Raw genomic sequence first — 22,157 nt, 5'->3', positions numbered from 1 at the left:
TCACGGTGGAGGGCGTCGAGGGTGAGGACTTCTGCGAATTCAAGGAAGTCAGCCAGACGGCCAGCACGTTCCAGGTTCTGGTTGAAGGAACCTTCGAAGCGATTTCCTTGTTGCGGTTCTGCACCGCCGTCAGGTATTCGTTGTGCTTGCTTTCGAGGTTTTCGAGCCAGGGCTTGAATCCGCAGGCGCTCAACTTGTCATCACCAATTTCCTTGAGGGTATTGATGAGGTTCGTAAAAGTACCCGTGGACTGGTCCTGATTCAGCCTCGTGGGGTCGGCGTTCTCGGCAAAGTTCCTGCAAGAGGAGTAGGCGGCATTGCGTTCGGAATCAAGGCGGCTGACGGCCCTTGCGGCAGATTCGTCGACAGACACTTCAATGAGGTTAGCGTATTCGATTACAGAGGTGCGGTAGGCTTCGATGAACTTGCGAATCTCTTCGCTGGTGATGCTTGCAGTCTGCTCAACGAAGTACTTGTGGAGTCCCAGGAATTCTTCGTTGCGGAGTGTTCTGTAGTCGAGAGCGTATCACCGAAAATGCCTGATTCCGATGAACGAATAAAAAATAAGGATAAAGTGTTTTTGCAGACAAAGTAATACATCACTTTATCCAGGTTGCATTTTTTTGTAAAAATTGTGTCACGGCCGTGTGTAGTTTCTACACGTCGTTTCCGCTAAAGCCGAGAGAGTCTTCGAGCCAGGTGTCTGTCCGCTGAACAGAAAGCCTACTTTTCATGGCTTTCTTGCCCGCCGAATACTGCGCCCACCTCACGACGAGCGCAGAAAGGCGGCCAAGATGCCTAAAAGCGCCCCAAAGCGCCCCCGGCAGATTGCGGCGCAGCACGTCGTCCTCAAAACTTGCGTAATGGCTCGCGCTCCCCGGGTCACCTTGACGGGCGGCGCGGCCAAAAAGCTGGCGGTCAATTCTCGAAGAAGGGTTGCACTCCGTGGCAATCACATGCAGGCCGCCAAGTTTCTTTACTTTATCGGGAATCTTGATGTCGGTTCCGCGCCCGGCCATATTGGTCGCAACCGTTATCGCGCCCATACGACCGGCGCCCTCGATAATTGTAGCCTCGTCGTCGCTGCGGACAGCGTTTATCACACAGCATTCAAGGCCAAGCGCCTTGATCATTTCGGCAAGGGTTTCGCTTTCGTCAATGTCCTTGGTGCCGATAAGGACCGGGCGGCCCTTGGCATGGACATCGAGCACTTCGTGGACAATGGCCACCCGCTTGGATTCCTTGGTAGAAAAAATCTTGAGGAACGAAATCTTACGCAAGCACTTGCGGTGATTCGGAATGCAAAGGACTGCCGCCCCGTAAATCGTCCAGAACTCGCCAAGGGCTTCCTTGCCGGTTCCCGTCATGCCAGAAAAGTTCTTGTACAGCCTAAAGAAGCGCTGGAAACTCATTCGCGCCTCGGTTTCCTTGAGGCCCGAAAGTTCCAGCCCTTCCTTCAGTTCAATCATCTGGTGAAGCCCGCCGTTCCACGAACGCATGGGCATCTTGCGGCCCGTCGATTCATCGACAATCACCACCTTGCCTTCTTCTACAACATACTGGCGACCGGCCACAAAAAGTTCTCGCGCCACAAGCGCCTGGCGAATCAGGTCCTTCAAGAAAGACGCCTTGCAGAAGCCCTCGCCCACCGACTTAAGCGATTCCAGGCGTTCGTCCATATCGACAAGGAAACGGACTGTCCTAAAGCGAATATCGACAGCATAGTCGGTACCTTGGACCAATTTTTCGGAAAGCGCGAAAGCAATCCTGCAACTTTCGTTAAAGCCCTCGTTCTTGGTCTCCTTGGAAATTATAAGCGGAGTCACGGCCTCGTCAATAAGCACGTTGTCGGCCTCGTCAACGATGGCGGTGCATAGCCCCCGTTGCACCAAGTTCGACATGACCCGTTCCATATTCGCGCCCGAAGAATCGCCCACAAGCCGCTTCGAGAAATTCTGGTATTTCCCGAGCGCAATGCGGTCACGCAAGAAATCGGCAAGTACATCCTTGGCGGTAGAATAGGTCACGTCGGCGCTGTAGCCCTCCCTGCGCTCGGCAGGTTTCATCGCCCCGGTCACCGCACCCACGGTCACACCGCAAATATCGTAGAGAGGCTTCATTATCTGCGCATCGCGACTTGCCAGGTAGTCGTTCGCGGTTATCACGTGGCATGGCTGCTTGCCAAAGCCGCGCACCGTAGCGCACATCGCCGCAGTCACGGTCTTCCCCTCGCCTGTCGACATTTCGGCAATGAACCCGTCATAAAGTGCCAAGGCTCCCGCCACCTGCTCAATGTAGGGCCTGTACCCCAACGTGCGGGTCACCGCCTCCTGCACAAGGGCAAACGCGGTCTGCAGCGCGTTGCGGTCCGGCCTACGCTTAAAGGCATCGCGGACACGTGCCAGCCTTTGCCTAAACTCGGCACTGTCCAGGCCGCTATACGACCTGCCCAGCTTATCGATCTTGGCAGCTTCGCGCAAAAGGCGGCGCAGCACGCCACTACGGCCCTTGAACCGCCCTTGCATCCGAAAAACGAGGGCGTCAAGCCCCGTCGGAATCTTCTTCACCCGTTTACAGGCGGTAAGGCGGTAGTTTTCGATCAGGTTCATGCTACATCTTATAGTATTTCTGCAGGGCCTGCCTTGCCTTGCGGATTCCCTGCAGGGCAAGCGGAGTGTCTGTCAAATGGAAACGAATTTTTCCGGAACGTCCATGAGCCCAGTCTACACCGGAGAGGGAAGCCAAGTCCCTTCTTATCGAGGAACGAACGAGGTAAACAGGCTCCGCCGTACGCTCGCCAGAGCCATCCTTCGCCGTTGTTTCAATTTCGCCACCGCCAAGCCAGCCAAGGGCAGCAGAGGGCAAACGGTCACTCGCCGCAGGAATCACGCTCACGCTATCGACAGGAATCTCGACAAAGGCTTCGCCGTTTAAACGCACGGAAACCTTGCGCGGGTTTTCCATGAACAAGCGCGAGACTTCCTCTTGAGTCACCACCGCAAGAAAATCGAACGCTGCCGTATCTAAGACCATCCCAACCGAATCGCCCTTCTGCAAGAAACGCCCCACGTAGTCGTCAGGACTTTTAACATTCCAAATTCCGTCCATCGGAGCAAGCAGCGCCAACTTATCGCGGTCGCGCAACAAATCGTTCAGTTCCTGCCTCAGGACTCCCAATCTCTTTTCGACGGGCTGCATGTTTTCGGGAGCCAGTTCCAACGCCTGGTAATACGTTTGCACGGTCTCGTTCACCTGGGCACGTTTTTCCTCTATGCGGAAATCCAGTTCACGGTTCTCAAGGACCATCAGCGTATCGTCCTTATGGACCAGGGCCTTTTCGCCACGATAGACCTTTGCGACAACGCCCCCCTCGCCTACCGTAGAATTCTCGTACCGAGCGGCCTCAATAATTCCAGGAGCCTTAAAAGTGTCGGGAACAGGCACGTAGAAAAGCGCTGCAAAGACTCCGCCGAGCACGACCAAAGTCACAGGCACGGCGCGGTTACGGACCTGCGAAAGGGCTGGGCTTGCAAAGACATACTTTATAAACCGGCCCACAGGCATCACCACCATTGTAAGGCAGAGCAAGACACCCATACAGAAGGAAAGTATCAGGTAGTGCGCGGAAATGGCGACAATGAAGCCTGTAAACAGGAACACCCTGTAAATCGAAGACGAAACGCCGTACACGGCATAAACAAATCTTTCAAACCAGGTTTCAGCCACCTCTTCGGCGTCACGTTTGAAAAATACGTAACGTTCGAGCAAGTACTTCAAATGCCGCACCGAGCGCTGCTGCAAATTCGGCATGTCAAGAGCGTCGGTAAGCATGTAGTACCCGTCAAAGCGCATGAGCGGATTCACGTTGAAGAGGACTGTCGAAACGGAAGCCATCACAACAACGTTGTACGCAAGACTTTTGGCGAGGCCGCCCCCCAAATTCGCCCAAAGTATCAAAGCAATCGAAGCAATGAAGAACTCCGTGAGCATGCCTGCCGCCCCCACGAGAATGCGTTTCGACTTTTTGCGGAAAGACCAGCTCGCCGTCGCATCCACATAAGGGAGAGGAACAAGCAGCATGAACATCACGCCGAGCGTGTGAACCTCGCCGCCAAAACGTTTGACCACACTCGCATGGCCAAATTCGTGAAGCAGCTTGACAAACACGGTACACACGTAAACCCAGCCGATGTTCGACGGGGCAAGGAACCCTTGCGCACTATCCTTCAGGGCGTCGAAATTTTCAACACCGTACTTCGCAGCCACAAGAACCGTCAACAGCCACACCACCGCAAACGGCTTGCTAATCAGGCAAGCGATGAGCCATCGCAAGCGATTCAGAATAGCGTCAGGATCGAAAACGGGAACCTTCAAGAAGAAGATGTTCAGTAACGAAGACTTGACCTTTTTCTGCCTCTGCTTGCGGTTGCGCTCGAAAAGCTTTGCGCCATCGTCCACGCCCATGTACATGAGCATGTTCGCCTGGTACAGCTGCGCAAGCATCTCGATGACTTCGCCCTGGCCGGGCATATCGCCCTCGCCGCTTTTAAGCATCGAGTTCCAAACCTCGCCTACCGTCTTATCGGGCGAAAGGCGCGACACAAAGTCGTACGCACCGCGCGGCAAGCGGTAGTACTGGTTGGTAAACTGCTCGTGAAGAACATACCACAGTACCCCGCGGTAGGTTTGCCTATGCACGCGGACACTCGCCCGGAGAGAAATCTTACTCCCCGAGAGCCTGTACCACGACTCATGGAAAATCCTACGCTGTTGATCGAGGACCATAGAAATATCCTATCAGATACCGCAAGAAGCGAGGAATGCGATAGCTTCGTCAGAGTGAATTTGCAGGACAATCTTATGTTCACCCGGAACTGTCGAGGAATTAGGAATTTCAAGCCAATTGTAGTTCAGCAAATCCCTAGTAATAGCTTCACTAATGCCGTCCCAAGAAATATCCAGGTGGTGCATCATATTGTCAAGAGAATTCATTTCCAGGACGACTTTCGGACGATAGTACGGATTGCCTTCTTCCCAGTCGGTAATCACGATTTCCACCGTTTCGCCAGCAGCGATTTCGACATAGACAGGAACGTGTTTCTGACTCAAAACAAATTGTTTCATCGCAATTTGTTCAGTGCCTTCGGAGCCTTCGCCGGTTTCAGTGCCTTCGGAACCCTCGCCGGATTCAGTGCCTTCAGAACCTTCGCCGGATTCACTTCCTTCGCCTTCGGTGCCTTCGGAGCCTTCGCCGCCAATGTCAGACGGATTCACATCATCTTCGTCTTCGTCGCTTTCGAGCGTTCCGACGAAAAGCTGTTCTTCGCTTCTACTTTGTTCAAACACAAGGTTCTCGCCAGCTCCCACATCGATAGAATCAAGGCGACCGTTTTCGGAATCCTGAAGCTGAATTCCGACAATCTTGCCCTCGTAGAACTTCTGCATCATCCGCTGCTCGTTCACCTGGTCGTTGTCAAGATAGGCTTCCTTGTAGCCATCGAAGTACTGATTGTCTTCAAGGACCACTTCTACATCCGGCTGGAACACTCCAATCGGATTGTTGTTTTCGACCATGAGCTTTGCATTGTCGCCAATGGCAACATCGTCGCCGCTACCAGTCGAAATTGTATCGCGACCTTCGCCGCCCACAACCACATCGCGATCCTTGCCGGTCTTGATTTCATCGTCGGTACGCAAATGCTGTACGGCTTCTGTCGCAAGCGCCATCGATTCGGCCGAAATCACACGATTCTTGTAATCCTTGATATTTTCGTTACCAGCGAACGGAATGTCCAAATCGAAATCAAGCGAAGCTTCGTCGCCAAAGACAAGGTCCTTGTCGTGGTCGCCGCCCAGGGCAATGTCGCCCGTGCGGTTCAATCCAGACACAACCTGGACACCCGAAAATACTGGGATATCGTTCGGATACTGGTTACCAAGAGTCGATTCAACGCAACGGATTTGCACAGTGTAATCACAAGTCTTGACATTACGGAAGACTACATAGTTGCCAATCATCTCGACATTCGGTGTAACACCCGAAGCGAGCTTTCCAGGCTTGTAATCCTTGCATGTCACTTCCTTATATTCGCCTTCGAACGAATTGCCAATCCAGTCGTTCAAATAGAACTTCTGGTTGTCAGAGCCGTTAATTTCGAATACGTAGTCATAACCATCACTACTGCCAAGCTTGCCGCCGACATACACATACACATCGCACGGGGAACCCGAAGGACCCGGAAGATTATGCAGCGTAAGCGAGAGCGTTTCTTGGCGCTGGCCCATCACAAGCGTCTTCAGCATCTTGTTGTTTGCCATATCGTCGCCGGTAGCAGGGTCAATCTGTTCGTTCGGATTGTTCCGATTTCCATAGTTCCCAATCGAAGTATACTCAAACGTGATGACCGTACTAGGAGCGGATTCGTTACCCGTTGCACGGTCGCGCATCTGGTTGTTGCGCAGATAGACATTGTGCCAATCGTTATCCACAACGACACCCGCCGATTCACCGGCGTGAATAAGCAGCGAATCACTAGTAGTCTCAGTCACAAAGTTGAACGAAGTGACCTGGATGTTATCCATCTTCGCTTCGGCACCCGACGTTGCGTTGGAATTTACGACATCGTGACCAACGCCGCCCACGACAACATCGTTACCGTCGCCAGTATTGATGATATCGTCATAAGAGGCTTTTAAATTCGTCGTGGCAATGGATTCTGCATGTGAAATCGTCGTAGCGGTCGTCGGATCGCTGTCGCGGTCGGTAAAGACCATCTTCGCATTATCGCCGTACACGATATCATTGTCGCGAATTCCGTAGCGATCGTCGCCGAAAGTCGTAATCGTGTCATTTCCAGTGCCACCCACGACAATATCATCACCGCCATTCGTAAGGATAACGTCTTTACCGCCCATGTCAATATCAGTAGAAGCGGCAACGTCCTGCTTATGCATAAAACCGTGAACCTGAATTCCCGCAATTCCCGCACGGTCCTTGCCGTTCGTTCCGTTCTGCGGGTCCGTAATTTCGATGTGGAAACGGTCACCCGCAAGAGTATGCTTTGTGTCATTTTCGACGAAAGACTTGAAAACAACGCAGTTGGCCAAAGTTGCCGTTGCAACGGACTTGCCAGTCGCAACGTTCCAAGTACCATTGAATGTTTGCGTATCAGGATCATTCACGTAGAATTCGTCAAAGAACGTACTTGTCAATTTGCCATTTTCGTCAACCGAATCGATATACAACTTGACAACACGGACGCTATTTTCATGCATGGAGATTTCACGCACCATGTCCAGATACACAACAACTTCGTATTCCGTGAAATACTGCGAAAGACCGTCTACCTGGGTAATCAGCGTATTGCGACCGTTGTTGCCACTAATGTCAAGGCCGCTCTTCATCAGGTTCACATCACCCGAATTGCTGCCATGCACATAAGGAGTCTGGTCGTAGCCACGCAGGCGAATATTCTCCCCATCGGTGGTGCTAATCCTATGGGATTCAGTCGCACCATAAGTCACGCTCACGGCACTTGCGCGGGTTCCGTTGTCGAACAGCACGATTTCGTTGTCATCGTTGCCATAAGTTCCCGACTCGCGACCATAAACGCTCTTGATGTTATTCCAGTTGCCCACGCAATAATCGGCGTGCTCGGTAATTTCTACAGTTTCGCCAGTCGTTTCGTCCACACTCTTGGCTCTGTAGTCGGCTACGGCACCGGCCTGTTCGTTAGCACCGATACCAGACTGGGCCGGGCCCTGGAAGTTGAAACTGAGGGTGGCTTCTGTGTAGATGGTGGGCATATTATCAAAACCTTCGGCCATCTCGGAATTGCCCTTGAACGTCACGTAAGCATTGTCGCCGAATACGACGTCCTTGCCATCGCCCGATTCGATCAAGTCGTCATTATTTTTGTCGATCGACATTTTGTCCAATTTTCCAGATTCCGCATTCCTGACGAAATCAAAATCACGGGACTTGGTATTCAAGCCGCCCAAGATAACATTGTCGCCACCGCTAGTTTTAATAACATCGGAACCAGCGCTGCCGTCAACATTACGGCCAACGTTGTCTACAAGAAGTGCATCGCGATTGCGGTCTACGTATACCTCGCCACCATCGCCGACAATGACATCGTTACCCGAGCCGGTCGCAATCATGTCGGAATCCGTACCGCCAATGACAACGTTCTTGCCGTTTTGGGTCGTAATCGTGTCTATTGCACCGTGCGCGTCGGATGTCGATTGCACGTAGTTCAGGTAAGTCGTGGATGAATCACCATAAACATGGTCAACCACATCGCCAGAAGCATTCTTGACCACATCGCTACCGGCAAACTTGACTTCGCCATTGTCGCCGACAGCAACGTTATTTTCGCCGTTCAGATAAATTTCATCTGAACCAGCTCCACCAATAGCCACATTTTTGTCGCCATGAGCGGTAATTACATCGTTGCCGCCGACCGTTTCACTCACAGAATGGATGTACTTGGCGTCGCGCACCACGCCATCCGTCTGGAAGTAGTTCGACGCAGTCTTATCCGCAGGAGTCGTGTAATCAGCGGCATTCAGCTTCGCATCGTCTGTCTCGGAGTTTTCAATATCCAAGGAACCCAAACGCGTGACGATTTCGCTCTTCTCGTTCTCGTAAACGATCTGGCCACGGTCGCCAATGGCGATAACATTGGTATTGACATCAATCGTATCATTGCCAACGCCACCAATCACGACCATGCCTTCGCGGGTCACCTTGGATTTTCCATCGGCATCAACATCGCCGACGGCATTTATCGTATCGTCACCGCCCTGGGCATTCACGACGAGCAGACCGTCACCATCATAGCCATTGGCCAAATACATCGCGACAATCGAAACATCCTGCGCAACAGGAGTCAGTTCTCGTTTGAGCAGAAGCGTTGTAACCGTCGTTTCATCATTATCTTCAAGGAACACTTCGCGGCGCTGGATCGTTCCGTCGGAATATTCAACATTCAAGAACACACGGTTCTGAGCAAGCAGTCCACGATCCAGCTTATCATTGTTCTGGGCCACGATTGCCTTCAGATTATCCGAGGTAACGCCATTACTGAACGTGAAGCCCGAAACACTGTACGCAATCACATTCTTCAAAGAACCCGAATACGTAGTCTTCGTCAAGCCGCTCAATGTGCCAAGTACAGTAGATTTTTCTCTGGCGTAACTATGCACATTGATGTTATCCTTACCAGCGCCGGTATTCACGACCGTAAATGTCTGGAACCCGTCTTCACGGTAAATCGTCTTGTTGATATCAACCTTATCGGCACCCGAACCAAGGTTGATTTCGCCGTATTCCATGTTGGCGAGATTGAATTGACTCGTTGCAGTAGACGAAGCATCTTGATGTTCAAAACGCAACGAATGCTCATCGGAGTCATGCCATTCCGTATCGGCCTGTTTTACGACATCTTCTGTTTTTTGCAGAATCAATGCAGGGTCGACATCCTTTTCAATCATGCTATTATCGAACTTCGCAATTTCGCTCAAGGCATCGATATCGTTCTTGATGCCAGCACGATTATTCTTGCGGTTATTTACAAAGATACGATCCTTGCAGTTGCCTTCATCGAACTTGGCCGCTTCTTCTTCGGCAGCTTTTCGTTCTGCAAGATCCGATTCCGAGATAACGTTCTTTTCGTCATTTGACGTTGTTAAACGATTGCCATCCGCATCGAGACCATCATAATGCAACATCGACGGGCCGTCAATGCCAAGGTCAGCTTCTCTACCCATGCCGTCTTCGTACAGGGCTCCCTTGATGTTTTCGATGGTATTTTGAGCAATATTCTTCATCACATCAGCAGGAGAAACGTTTTCGAACGAATCCTTTTCGTCTTCAATGACAACAGATGGATAATGTTTTTCTCCATTTTCACTATCTAAAGACTGCCAAGCGAATGCAATGTTGCCATACATCGGAACAGGTTGCCCAGCAGTTCCATCAGAGCGCACACTGCAAATAATCAACTGCGTTCCGGCAGTCCGGTAACAATAACGGCATTGGGGATAATTTCTAATCTCACTTTCAGCACAAATTAAATACGATTCATTAACATATCCGCCATTAACTTCATCTACTGGAACAAATGCTAGAAGCTCCGTCATGCCTTCAGTACTATTACTCATCTGGATGACACTTTCATTAACTACCAGCATATGTTCAAACTTATAACTGATATAGAATCTCGTTCCAACAGCAGGAATAGCCCTCATCTTATTCAAATCAATAGTCAATTCATTGTTAGATGAATTCCTGTCCAAACAAGTTTCAGGAACTTGAACAGGCGAACCATCCTTCATATACCAACAGTCGATATTTTGCTTTTCAGGCAAAGCCTGCAGGTACCATAGTATTTTACTTTCGTCAATTTCTTGAGATGCAAGCACATGTTCTTGCGTAATCGCAAACATGTTTTGAACCTTATTAGCATCTCCTGCAACTTTATATTTAACAAAAATATACCCATTAGTTTCTAACGCCGCTGGGCTTACTGAAATTGTCAAATTCGAATTGTTCACAGCAAACGTGCTAATAGTTTGACGAACACTACCTTTTTCATACCAACATTCAATAGAGCCTGTTATAGGAGTTTCAATCAATGATAATGCAATAGAACCGCTTGCAGATTCAGTTGCATTCACCACATGATATTGTTGCTGTACAAACAAACTTGCGCCAGACATACCTTTCAAGAAAACCAGCGCATTCTTGCAATCCTTTATTTTGGCATTTGTTTGCGTCGAGGATACATTATGCAATAACGAGAAGTAGTCATTACCTTCGCGAACACTATCGCCAATCGCAACAAGCTTTACATCGACAAGAGCGTTCCAGGCAAACACACCAGTTCCAGCCGTCTTCGCAAACTTATAGGTAATGGACTTGCAGTAATTACCATTGCCATCGACAAGCCAAATGCCCCTGTCGCCACGGTTGAGTTTTTCGGTAGTCTCGCCCGGAGCAAAGATTGTCACAGAGACAACCTCGTTTTCTTGCGGCTGTTTACTTAATGCAATCTTATAGACAGTCTTCGCAGCAGCCCCTTCATCAAGGGTATTCTTCGCCGTGTCTATTCTATTGTCAATATCATCGTAATTTGCGGCATTTTCATTATAGAACAAGACCCCAATGGCATTTGAATCATCATTTTTACTGTTGCCAATGTTCTCGGGTTCTTTTGCCGTTCCAATACCGCCATTGTAGAAACTGTCGTTGCCCTTATTGCCGTACAACTTGGTCACTTCATCTTTGGCAGTATCGAGCACATAGAACGAATCATCGCCGTCACCGCCGTAAACGTTCTTGTTCTCAATGCTTACGGCCTGCACATCTATGCCATTGCAGAGAACACGGCCCTGAGAAATGACAAAGTCATCATCACCATCGCTGCCGACAATGCTCATCTTGTCTACACCAGCGCCGCCAATCAGCGTTACCGGACCATTTTCAACAATCGACTTGCTTCCATCATTGTTGACTTTCTGGAACATGGCAACATTGAAGGTGTCGTTACCAAGGCCGCCAGAAAGTGATACGGCAGCCTCGTTATGCAATACGTTAAACGTATCGTTGCCTTCGCCACCAACAATCGATGTCGAATGTTGTACGCCTGCGCTCAAGTAGCCCTGGGTCGTCTTGGTAGTCGTAAAGGCATCATTCGGCAACACATTGCTATGGTCCTTGTCAGTATTGCGTTCAGATTCAAACTGCTGCCCCACAGTTATGGTGTCGTTACCCGCACCGGCATCAATGGAAATTGTAGACAAAGTTCCATCGATAGCAATCTTATCGTCACCGGCACCCGTATTGATCGCGATATTTTCAAGGCCCGTATCGCCGCCTCCGACATTCCAGAAGTTGACGCGTTCAATCTGCGCATCTTTTTTAGACGGGAGCTTCGCCACGAATCCGAGTCCAGCCGTAGAAGCACGGACCAGCATGTCGTCGGCCTCGACTGTACCGTCAATGGTCATGGAATCACCCTTGTCGGCAGTACCGGAATCCATCACGTTGGTAATGGCATGGTTCGAACCACCCATAATCTGGATCTTGTAGGTATCGTCACCACCCTGGCCGTCAACAAAGTCATTGCCGTTACCAGCGAGAATAGTGTCGTTGCCACCTACGCCATTGAACTTGGCATCGGCCGTGATTCCGAAGTTTTTCGCAAAAGCAGTTATGCCGTAGCCAAACATAAGGTCCTGGTTTGCCTTTGCAATTTTATCGTCATCCGAGCCACTGAACGAGTTCTTGAACAGTTCCGACGCCCCAATTATAGCACCGTTATTGTCCTTCACGTAACCCGCCAAGCCGTTATCACCGAACACAAAATCGTTTCCGGCGCCGCCATCAAGCGTATCATTACCGAGTCCGCCATAAATGATGTCTTCACCGTAATCGCCATTGATGGTATCGTTTCCGCCATCGCCGTCAATGAAGTCATTATCGGCTCCGCCACTGATAATGTCACTACCACCTTCAGAAGTGTTCGACCCATCATCGCCAAAGATGATATCGGAACCGTTACCGCCTTCGATTACATCGCTACCATTTGTAACTTGAGTAGACGGCTCTTCTTCTGCCTGAGGTTCCGTACCTTCAGCTTCTGTAGCAGCCGTCGTCCCTGTCGTAGTGGCACCGGTTGTTGCAGCTGTTTGCGTTGCGCTCAAATCAACCTGAGGAGCGTCAAAGAGGGAGACTGCAACTTGTGCCAGTGCGTTAAGGGAAGCCACGTCCGTTTTAAAGCTATTCTCAAAATTGAACAGGGCAATACGATTGACACTTTCAGAACTTACATTGCCATCAGCATCTGTGGTTGTCACCGAGTCACTGCCAAACAAGTCAGAAGTATCCTTCTTAATTTCTTCAGCAATGTATACATACGGCAATTCGCCCACAGCATCGTCTTCTCGCGCAATAACCATCGCTTCATCTGCAGGAGTATCACCAAAGATGACATCTACGCCATCTTCACCGTAAATCTTATCATTGCCGGCACCACCGTAAATAACGTCGTTACCCTTGCCGCCATGAATTTCATCATTTCCGTCGCCACCCTTGATGCGGTCAGAGCCGGCACCGCCAAAGATAAAGTCCGTCTTGCTGCTGCCGAGGATGACATCATTACCACCTTCGTCGTACAGATCTTCGTTCTTGGCATTAGTCAGGTTGTGCGATTCATCAAATTCAAAGTATGCAAAATCTCCGTAAAGGTAATTTTCCGTAAAATATTCCGTACTTAAAACGGTCCCATCATCAGCCTTATTATCCAATTTTGCATCAACGCCGCCGACAATCAAGTCACTGCCGCCACCACCGACGATATAGTTCTTGCCTCGTCCGCCAACAATCACGTTGTTTCCGGGATTAGACGAATTCGGGTAAGCATTCACCAAGGCGACATACTCTTCATCACTAGACTTCTTTTTCTTGTATAGGACATCAGCAGTTTCGCCCAACAGAATGTTTGTACCGATATCTGCACCGCGAATAAAATCATCGCCAAGGCCGCCCATTACGAGTGCGTAACAATTAGGCAACAAAGTTAGGCCGCTCAAATCAATTTCATCATTGCCATTGCCGCCATCAATCACGAAGTTGAGCGAAGAATTACCGGTAATGGAGACTTTATCCTTTCCATCCTTAGCGTAAATATACACGCACTTGCCTGCTGCAAGGGTATAAGACGATTTAGTTGATACTTTATCAGCCGTTTTTATTGTAATGTCAACCGTTCCTTCAGAGCAGACGATATCAACGGTATCATCTCCGTCGCTCAAGTCACCGTACACTCTTTTTTCGGCAAATTCACCGACGTTGACAACAAGGTTGCCTTCCTGCGTTGTGGCAACAATAGGCGTGCCACTTCCCTTCTTGTCCGTATTGAACAGTTCCAAGGCACCACTCTTCCACAAGTCAAATTCCTGGCGGTAGAAGACAAGGTCAAGGTACGCGTATGCGCGCGCCTGCAACGTGACCGAGGCATCGAAAATCGCAAACGGGCTATGAGCCAAACTATCCGCCAATTCCGAAAGACGCAATTTGCCATCGTTATTCGGATCATCCAAATTCAGGTTCAAGTTGAGGTTCACACCGACATTGATGCCCGCACGCCCAGCAACGCTAGCTCCAGCCGTTATGCCGGAATAGAAGATGACTTCGCTGACGTCCTTCCCGTTGGAGTCCAGGTCGTCGATAAAGAAGCCATCCGCAAGCGCCCACAGGTCCTTGAAGCCCGTCTTTTTCCAAGAAATCAATCCGCGGGTATCGTAACCAAAGCTCAATTCAATTTTCGCGCCGAAATTGAGGCCGATGTCGGCGCAAAGCGGACCCACGATGGGGAAACTTTTGCTCCAGTCAAAGTCGAAGATGAGCGGACTCATTCGGTATTTAACCAAATCAATATTCTGGCCGAATAGTAAATTGATTGCGGATTGTTTTAGAGCACTAAGTTCAAATTTTCCCGTTTTTTCATCCTGGAATAGCGGGAAGAACCAACCAGAAGTGCTTGAGCCATCAAACGAGGAGCTTATTGTTTTTGTCTCAGCCTCTATAGCGTTTTTAGCATCGCCACCGGCAAGTCTTCCGACAAAATCGCCTAGAGGCAAAGCCGCTGTTCCGGAGAGGAAAGAAGAGACAACGCCATTTTTAGACGCATCGCTCGTAAAAAGATTCAACGAGCCAACCGATATCGAGGTCGTAAAATTTTTTGCAACATTGTCAATTTTCTTCACCAGATTTGCGACCTTGACGATATCGTCAATCATCCCGAGATTAACGCCCTTGGCACTTCCAATTGACTTGATAAGGTTCAAGACAGTCATCTTGGAACCGCCCTTGGGCAGGCTGCTCAATACCGGAATTTCAGACTGCAAGAAGTCAATCAACGGCATGATTGGATCGATAACTTTTTGAATCTTGTTCAAGACAGGCTTCAGCGTACGATTCACGAAAGAGCCTAAGTCAAGTTTAATATCACTAAAACTGGCCTCTTCCAGCGAACCAAACGGCTGACCGAAGGCGGCCGCCCACTTTAGGTGGAAGGTCGTCCCGATTGTGGGGAAGCCGATATCGACAATATTTTCATCGAACCCGAGAGTCATGACAATATTGAGGTCCAGACCCCCATCGAGGTTCGTCTCTAGAGACAGCGCAGAGGCGATATTGTCCGTGCTGATTTTTGTTTCTGCACAGGAAATATCCGAGTCACTATCATTCTTCGCATCATCAGAACCATTTTTTCCATCGTTTAGATCAATACCGAACGTAAACGTGGCAAGTTCAGCCTTGACCTTAGGATTGGTGCCGTAAGCATTCCCACTTCCATCCTTCACATCGGCCTTCATCTTCAAAAAACCGAGCGCGCCCTCTAAGCCAAGATGATCCGACATGACGGTCATCGACACTCGAATATCATCACCGGAGAGCAATTCCTCCTCAACGGAGCTCCCTTCAGCCTTAACCTTCCTTGTGATTCCATCCGCAACAACCTGAATCGTTTTGCCTTCCTCAGTCTTGGTACTATCAGCATCATCCCCCTTAGAAAGCATGATATATGCACCAGTCTTGGAAACACCAAAACCAATATACCAGTCCAAACTCAGTTCAAGACCCACTCCGCCCTTCGACGAAAGGCCCAATCCAGGCATCCCCAAATCGAAGTCAGCATTCCCGCTAAGCGTATAGGAGTTTCCCAAACGGAATCGCCATTCAACACAATTTCCATCATCTCTATATTGGATATACTGATTACCTTTATCCGAGAAGACTTGATCGAACAAAGAGCCGGCCCACATCACTTTCTGCGTACAATTGTTTTGTGTATCAAAAAGGACCTTCTTATCCAAAGCCAGCAGCAACCCGGTCTTCTGCAATATGGTATAGAGTCTTTCAGCGACCATGGCCGCATCAAGATTCTGCGAATTGTAGGCAAACTTGCGGAACGGCTCGATAAATTTCTCGTCCAGTGCAGTCAAACAGTCCGCCGCTCCAACAATCGAATCGCCCACCAGCGGAATCTTGCGCATGCCGTCCGAGAGGAATGTCTTGTTCAGGCTACTCTGCGCCTTGCGCAGGGCAGCGCTCAAGGCATCAGCAACTAGACGAACTTGACCAAAAAGGTCAAATTTTTCCCAGTTCGTGTTAATGCCGCTAAAGTCAAGAACAACACTGCCAACAGCGTTTGATCCTCCTATATTAATTTGTTTATCCTTGAGAGCATCCGGAAGACGAACACCAACCTTGCCATTTACAATATCGGCCATAGTGAAGTTGCCGCCAGCACCCGCGCCAGTCCAAGCATTAACTACCCCAGCAGAGTTCACCACACCCAATTTTATTTCACCAACATCCAAGCCAGCGCACTCAATGCGGAGCTTGCCACCAATTTTACAAGCATCCTCATTAAGTTTCCAGATGACCTTGGGTTCTTCTGAGTCAGAATCCTCTTCACCAGATGTCACATTTGCAGTCGATTTTTCATAAGAAATATTTTCCTTGATTTCGATTCTTATGTAACTGGGGTTGGCATCGCTACTCACCACCTTCATCAACGGGGGGGTCATGCCACCGACATTCAGAGTCAAGTCAAACGAAAGTGGCTTGCCAATAAGCGAAACATCTATATTGACAAATGAGCCTTCCTTTAATTCGGGAGAACCCAAAGCAGTTCCTCCCGTTGACATGCTAAAATCAAACTGCGCCTCAACCATTCCGTTCAAATATACTTCCGCGGCACCGCCAACATTCAAGGCATCCAATATTGCAAAATTGTTGATACCGACTCGCTGCGAGGAATAGTTCTGAATCCAGACAAAGCTGAAATCGATTGCTCCATCCTTGATTTCGAAGAAAAGATCCGCCCCCAGAGAAGCATTCACCCTCTGGCACAATTCCTGCAAGGTTGCCGGATGGTTCTTTGTGATATTGCCTATGGTATCGTTCAATTTGTTTATCAGACCAAGCAATTCCGGAGCAGACTTGCCGAATAGAGGCAATTGTTGATTCAATACATCCAAGACAGAATCTTTCGGTATTGCATCCAGTTCATCATCCGTCATCTCTCCATACTTAAGAAGATTCTTCAGCACGCCATCCTTAAGCGCCTTAGCAACCTTGTCTACGACATCGGATATAGACAGCTCTAGTCGATTGGTATTCTGAGCATCATTTTTGCCGAAAAGCCGAACATCTTCTTGCAGAAGGTCATCTCCTGAGACGACAACTTTAGGCACAATTTTTCCCTCATCATTGGTACCGAGTATGTATACATCGCATATCTTTGTACCTGGAACAGTTTTTTCCATTCCCCCTTTGCAACGAACCGCCAAATGATTTGTTCCCGTTGAACGATAATTCCAAGTTGGCTGAAGCGTTATTAAAGAAATGTCAGTTACGCCATTTCCCGAATGCAAAAACACTTCAGAAGCAGAAGCTTCAATACCAACAGAGTCAGAAACACTGTCAATACCAATGTCAAGACCAACCGCTCCTATTTGTGCCGATGCAAGATGAGAAGGCCCAGTTAACTCTTCAGTCACCGAAATGCCAAGCGATTTTATGCCAACCTGTTTTTGTTTTTTTACTCTTACAGAAATCGTATTTCCATCAACAACTAGTCCCAACATTTCAACAAGAGAATAGCCATTTATATTCTCAATTGATTCAAGCGTAGCATTCTTTACTTTCAACGAGAGACCGTCACGAGTTATACTTATGCTATTATTTTGTGCAACACATTGATCTTTTATCTTATTAAGAATTTGCGCTATATTAGGATCCTGTTTCTGACTAAACAAATCATGCAAATCTATTGAAATAGGATTTATTCCAGAGAAATTCAATTTAAGACAAAGCGCAGCAGGAGTCTGCATAGTGCCCAAGAAACCAAATTCCGAACAAGATATCTCTTCAACAGCAGAATTAGTAGCAAAGAACCCTATTTTTTGCCCGCGAACACAAGCCTCTATACCAAGTGATTTAACTGCCAAATTGAGAACTCGAGCAACATCTTCTGCAGTATAACAGGAATCAAATTTTTCCGCCGCAATAGTTTCTGATGTAGTTGTTCCCGCGTTTGTCTTAACGCTAACAACAACATCGCTTGCAGGTAGCTCTACCGGCAATAAAGCAGAGACTAAAACCCAGCATTCTTTCCCTCCGCTAAATTTACCCAAAAGAGCTTTATCTGGGGCTGTAGTACCATAATCTACCGTTTCGGAAGGGGAGTAGATAATAACAATTTTATTTTTTCCTGCAACCGAGTCTTTAATTCTGATGGCAGAATAATCTGCATATTGTGCATTTGACATCAAAAAATTATTTATGGCAACAAGATAATCGCCATTTTTTGCTTTTTTTACGTCCGTTCCAGAAATTTTAAGCGTTGACGATTCATCTAACACATATGCACGGCTAAACTGTTGTGGTCCATTAAATCCAATCCATCGACCATCTCCGTTTTTGACTGAAACAGACAGTGTTTTCACTTCAGGCGCGGAAATATCCGCCACAAGCATATATCTACTTTGGTCATATACGTTCGTAAAAACATTTGAGCCATAAATCGTATTTAATTTACCGCAGACACCATCTATGCCACTTGCATCTAGCAGATAATCGGCAGAAAGACGACTCTTACCTTTTTCGATACCATTCACATACAAACTGAACCCAATGTCGCCAGCAAGCCTTGTTTGCAAAGGCAATTCTATATCCGACACAACAACTTCAGTTGCCCCAATCATCAAACCGTGGTTTTGCTGGTCAATGCCTATTGCCGAAATGTTGGTATTTTCCGAAGCATATCCGTCAGAATTCATGGGTATGCTTAGACACAAATCAAGATAGGAGTCCAGTTTCAATTTCAGAGAGTCTCTTGAAACAACATCCATTGAATCAGACAACTCTCTGAAGAAACCATCCCCGTTTAAAGAAGCGTCTGCCTCAATAGAACTCGCGTATTCTCCACTAAAGGCCAGTTCACAAACATCATTATTAAATGTCACTTGTATGTCACCGTTACTATAACGCTGAATTAATTCCTGAATGGACTGTGGCGGAGTTCTCAAAACAGAATCAAAGTAGTGCGAAAGCCTAAGAAATGATGATGCATTTTGATTAATCATCCCTCCAAAATCGTGCTTTAAATATTCATTCTCTACCTTCTGCTGAAGCCATTTAGAAACTGCATTAAACTGTTTTAGAACATCTCCTATCTGCACGTTCGCAAAAAGGGGAACAAATGCATTTTCGTCATTGGCGGAAGAACCTGTAGCATCTTGCCACATTGGCGTTTGCCCAACAACAGTATCGCCAACATACTTCAAATGAACCGGATCATCAACATTAAAATTATGCATCGATGACGCAACACTTGCGAAATCTGAGACTTCAAAATCTAGGTCATATTTATAATTCGTAATGACTTTTTTTGTATCTGAGCGATAAGTTCCTATTACTGTCAAATCAGGATCTGTTGATTTGGCATCCTCTATGGATGTCAAATCAAGAACACCAATATTCCCTTTTTTCCCCTCCTGATCTGCACATTCTTGGTAAAAATTAAACCTAGCTTCAATCGAAGCAAAATCATCCGGCCCCGTTTTATCATTCGCATCGAGGACAAAATTGATTACCGCCCTTCCTGACGCATCCTTCGACATATCAAAATCTTTAAAACGAGCTCCAATATTAGTTTGTTCAGCAATATCTGGAGTGAGGCCCTTACTCCCTAGGGATTTTAATGTAAAATTCCTTTCTATCTGAACTTTTATTTTATGTTTCTGTGGGTCAGACACATCCAGAGAAAAGGTGCAGCCAGCAGGCACGGCAGAATTTGGGTCACTAGGAGAACTCAACTCCAACAAAAGTGTATCTGCGTCTACTGAAAAATTGTCATACGCATTTTGGTATAAGGCTTTTGCAGCATCATATTCCAGTTGAGCCTTAATAAAGTCATCCGCAATTTCAGGATGTGCCAAAAGATCAGATTGAGAAGCGAGGACAAATGCATATTGAGCATTATCTCGTGCAGTAGCTTTATTCTCCATTTCCTTCAAAAGAGATTCTGTCGCTTTATCACGCAAATAATTGACGCGCTCCTTTACATAAACCTTTACATCATCTACAGCGCTTTCATAATCAATTCTTTGACCATTTATGACACTTGCCAACGAAAGTTTTTCAGGCTCCTTATCAGGATTAGAATTTTCAACAAGTACACCGTCCATTTCCGAAGAACTAGTGCTAACTGTGTAGACACCGATATCCATGTTAGCGGCATCGGCTTCCTTAATCCAATCATTCGCATTTGGCGCCGCATCCATCAAGAGTCTCGGTTCGAGAGACTCGATTTTGTAATTGTTACGGTTGTTTTTCTTTTTGCTACCCTTATTGTTCTTCTTGGACATAAGTCCCCCCCTATGGGTTATTTGGCATAACCCTGATTTTTGTTAAACTTTTTTGTTGAAGGGTGTAAAGAACTAGTAGTTCTTCACACAACGAATGGAAAGAGCTTGCGTTTTTCCACTTCTCGCAAACCTGTTGAAGTCGTTAGTTTTTACCATCGACGCATAAGCACAATCATCGTATCCCGGATACTGTTGCGGTAGCCAAAGTAACGCAAATGTTGAAATAACCTCAAAACTGCTGTCCAATGCGCTCCATTCACCGGCAGGCAGTATCGACAGGCCGTAGTTGTTGCTACCGAAGCCGGCGACCTTCGAGCCCATGTAGAGCGCGACGCTGCGACTGCTTGTTTCAGACAAAAGCGCCCATATATCCGAATTCATCACATGCCACCCCTCGGGGCAAATGCCTTGATGCTGGAGAAAATTGATATATCCGTCGAGTTTTTCATTCTTATTGCTATAGTCAAACTTATTAGGACATTTTTCCGAAGCGATGGATACACTATCGCACACAGCAGGGAAACCCATGGCGTTGCTCCAGGTATAGAGACCGCCCCAGCCGTTCTCGCAGTACCACGGGTCGTCATCGTAGCAGTACTTGGTCGAGTCGCCCTGTACCGTGCCGCCCGCAATCATCTTTCCAAAATTGAGGTTTTCGGCAAATATGGTGACAGAGTCGACGCCGCGCATATGATACTTATAATCAATCGTCACAGTCCTGTACTTTTGCCCGTCACGAGGGTCTGTGAACTCGCCGTATGACACCTTCTCGTTAAACTGGTTCGTCATGTCGAAATAGCTGCTAGTGGGCACAGCCGAACTAGATGATTCCACTGGGACCCAATATCCATCTTCGCAGACAAATCGCATCCCATCCTCTCTCCGAGTTGTTCCCTCTTCATCTGCGGAACACGTTTTCTTTACTTTACTAGAGCTGCTGGACTCAATCTTGACATATTGACCACTCTTGCAAACATATCTCTCCCCAGTATCATAAATGGTCAAAATACGATTCTCATCCTTTTCTTCGCAAGATTCCGGAATCAATCCATTCAAAGAACTGCTCATGGAGTCCGTGGACGAGTTTGATTTTGCGGAGGAAGAGCTGTTCGTTGACGAAGACGAAACGCTACTGCTAGACTTGTCATCTTTGCTGCTGCAAGACGAGGGGCTAGAGCCTTCGTGGCTGTCGCCACTCAGGGTAGCGCCGCTGCTCAGGATTTCGCTAGACGAGGATTCCTTTTCCGGTTCAACGAAGCTGCTGCTGTCGTCGTCACCGCAGGCGGTAAAGAACATGGTTGCCGCGAACAGGGCCAGGGCAAAAGGTAACAGTCGATTCATTTGTTCACTCCAAAGAAAGAAAATAGAAATTGTTGATGAGGCACGAGGTTCGAGGTATGAGCGCGCTCGCGGGGCTCGCTTCGAGGTTAAAATTTGGCGCCTACGCCGCGTAGCTAAATCTCATAACTCGTAATTCATACCTCATAATTAATTGGCATCCATCAAGAGTCTCGGTTCAAGAGACTCGATCTTGTAATTGTTACGGTTTTTCTTGGACTTTTTGTTCTTCTTGTTGAGTTTAGACACATAACCCCTATAGCCTTTCTCCAAAAAGGCTTTATTAATTTGTTTAAAATCTTGTTATAGTTAGTAGTTTTTTACACAGCGGATGGAAAGTCCCTGACTTTTTCCACTTCTCGATGATC

Annotated in this window: 6 protein-coding genes and 1 pseudogene; all 7 read right to left on the bottom strand. The window is 47.8% G+C overall.

Annotated elements, in window-relative coordinates; all coding sequences use genetic code 11:
* A partial coding sequence (locus tag BUB38_RS17095; RefSeq protein ID WP_371328341.1) for a hypothetical protein occupies nt 1–56 on the bottom strand: 56 nt, incomplete at its 3' end.
* A gap of 92 nt (nt 57–148) precedes the next feature.
* Nucleotides 149–373 (bottom strand): annotated as a pseudogene (locus BUB38_RS17090) (hypothetical protein); the annotation flags it as partial.
* A 283-nt stretch (nt 374–656) separates the two neighbouring features.
* On the bottom strand, nt 657–2,525 hold the full coding sequence (locus tag BUB38_RS15030) for a preprotein translocase subunit SecA (protein ID WP_254794975.1): 1,869 nt from the start codon (nt 2,523–2,525) through the stop codon (nt 657–659).
* A gap of 85 nt (nt 2,526–2,610) precedes the next feature.
* Nucleotides 2,611–4,698 (bottom strand): zinc metalloprotease, encoded by a 2,088-nt coding sequence (locus tag BUB38_RS15025; protein ID WP_139258479.1) that lies wholly within the window; start codon nt 4,696–4,698, stop codon nt 2,611–2,613.
* A 99-nt stretch (nt 4,699–4,797) separates the two neighbouring features.
* Complete coding sequence (locus BUB38_RS15020) at nt 4,798–17,274, bottom strand: calcium-binding protein (RefSeq protein WP_139258478.1); 12,477 nt, start codon at nt 17,272–17,274, stop codon at nt 4,798–4,800.
* A 3,249-nt stretch (nt 17,275–20,523) separates the two neighbouring features.
* Entirely contained in the window at nt 20,524–21,792 is a 1,269-nt protein-coding gene (locus tag BUB38_RS15005) for an FISUMP domain-containing protein (RefSeq protein ID WP_083542258.1), read from the bottom strand.
* Between the two features lie 147 nt (nt 21,793–21,939).
* Complete coding sequence (locus tag BUB38_RS16160; protein ID WP_158535447.1) at nt 21,940–22,038, bottom strand: LEPR-XLL domain-containing protein; 99 nt, start codon at nt 22,036–22,038, stop codon at nt 21,940–21,942.
* Between the last annotated feature and the right edge of the window lie 119 nt (nt 22,039–22,157).

This window comes from Fibrobacter sp. UWH5 (genome assembly GCF_900142505.1).
In the GTDB taxonomy this organism is placed as follows: Bacteria; Fibrobacterota; Fibrobacteria; order Fibrobacterales; family Fibrobacteraceae; genus Fibrobacter.
The sequence above is the reverse complement of the archived record's forward strand: the minus strand, read 5'-3'. Positions and strand labels throughout refer to the sequence as shown.